Origin of the sequence: Streptomyces sp. MK37H (genome assembly GCF_018035285.1) — a bacterium.
Classification (GTDB): domain Bacteria; phylum Actinomycetota; class Actinomycetes; order Streptomycetales; family Streptomycetaceae; genus Streptomyces; species Streptomyces endocoffeicus.
In genome coordinates this window covers 1-2,072 of the sequence record NZ_JAAAYH010000761.1, presented here as the reverse complement: position 1 = coordinate 2,072, position 2,072 = coordinate 1, and the positions used below count along the sequence as shown (strand labels likewise).

The window sequence follows — 2,072 nt, the reverse complement described above, 5'->3', positions numbered from 1 at the left end:
AGAAGCCGGTACCGTCGGCCGCCGCCCCGAACGCCTTGCAGCGGCCGTCGGGCGACAGCACGCGCTGGCGGCTGAACTCCACGAAGCCGAACGGGCTCGGCATCACCGTGACACCGCCGACCAGGGCGAGCGAGCATTCGCCCGAACGCAGCGCCTGGGCGGCCAGATGCAGCGCCACCAGGGAGGACGAGCAGGCCGTGTCGACCGTGATGGCCGGGCCTTCGAGCCCGAAGACGTAGGACACCCGGCCCGATATGACGCTCAGCACGTTGCCCGTGACCGAGTAACCCTCGACGCTCTGCTGAAGCTTGGGGTCCTGGCCGTAGCCCGTGGTCACCGCGCCGATGAAGACACCGGTGCGGCTGCCACGCAGCGACAGCGGGTCGATGCCCGCACGCTCCAGCACCTCCCAGGAGGATTCGAGGACCAGCCGCTGCTGCGGGTCCATGCCCAGCGCCTCGCGGGGCGAGATGCCGAACAGCCCGGCGTCGAAACGCGTGGCGTCGCGCAGGAAGCCGCCCTCGCGGGCGTAGCTCTTGCCGGAGCGCTCCGGGTCCGCGTCGTAGAGCCGGTCCAGGTCCCAGCCGCGGTCGGCCGGGAAGCCGGAGATGGCATCACGGCCGGAGGCCACCAGGTCCCACAGCCCCTCCGGGGAGTCGGCGTCGCCGGGGAAGCGGCAGGCCATGGAGACGATCGCGATCGGGTCGTCGTCCACCGCCGCCACCGGCGCCGGGGCAAGGGTGTCCGTCTGCCCGCCGACGCCCAGCTCGGTCCTGAGGTGTTCGGCGAGGGCGTTCGGGGTGGGGTGGTCGAAGATGAGGGTGGCGGGCAGCCGCAGTCCGGTCGCGGCCTGGAGCCGGTTGCGGAGTTCGACGGCGGTGAGGGAGTCGAAGCCGAGTTCCTTGAACGCGCGCTCCGGCTCGACGGCCGCGGCCGAGCCGTGGCCGAGGACGGTCGCCACATGGGTACGGACGAGGTCCACCAGCGCCGCCGTACGCTCCGCCTCCGACAGCGCGGCCAGCCGCCGTACCAGCGCCGACCCCTCGGCGCCGCGGTCCTCCGCCGCCTGCGCGGCCCGCGCCCGGCGGACCGGCCCCTGCGCCACCAGGCCGCGGGCCACCGCCCGGACCACCTCGCTGCCCGCGCCGGACGCCCACGCCGAGGCGTCGAGGCGCGAGGTGACGGCCAGCGGTTCGGCCATCCGCAGGGCGGTGTCGAAGAGGGCCAGGCCCTGGCCGGTGGTCATCGGGACGATGCCGGAGCGCGCCATGCGGGCGCGGTCGGCCTGGTCGAGCTGTCCGGTGAGTTCGCTGGACTGTTCCCAGTGGCCCCAGGCGAGCGATACGCCGGGCAGTCCGGCCGCGCGCCTGCGGGCGGCGAGGGCGTCCAGGAAGGTGTTCGCCGCCGCGTAGTTGGCTTGCCCGGGGCTGCCGAGGGTGCCGGCGAGCGAGGAGTAGAGCACGAAGGCGGACAGGTCGAGGTCGCGGGTGAGATCGTGGAGGTTGAGCGCCGCGTCCACCTTCGGGCGGAGCACCTTCTCCAGCCGCTCCGGGGTCAGCGCCCCGATGAGCCCGTCGTCCAGCGCCCCGGCCGCGTGGATCACGGCCTTCAGCGGGCGCTCGGCGGGCACGGCGGCCAGGGTGGAGGCGAGCGCACGGCGGTTCGCCGCGTCGCACGCGGCCACGTCCACCGTCTCCGCGCCCAGCTCGCGCAGCGCGGTCACCAGGTCGGAGGCACCCGCCGTGTCAGGGCCGCGGCGGCTGGTCAGCAGCAGGTGGCGTACGCCGTGTTCGGCCACCAGGTGACGGGCCAGCAGTCCGCCGAGGGTGCCCGTGCCGCCGGTAATGAGTACGGTGCCCGTGAGATCCAGCGGCTCGGGCACGGTCAACACGATCTTGCCGATGTGGCGGGCCTGGCTCATGAAGCGCAGCGCCTCGGGCGCCCGCCGCACATCCCATGTCCGCACCGGCAGCGGCTTCAGCGCGCCCCGCTCGAACAGCGCCACCAGCTCGGCCAGGATCGCGCCGAGCCGGTCCGGGGAGATCTCGGTGAGGGCGTAGGCGTGGTAGTCG

At 74.1% G+C, this 2,072-nt stretch carries 1 protein-coding gene; it reads right to left on the bottom strand.

The features are described from left to right. On the bottom strand, positions 1–2,072 hold a 2,072-nt coding region (locus tag GWI24_RS43630; protein WP_210951550.1), incomplete at both ends, for a type I polyketide synthase.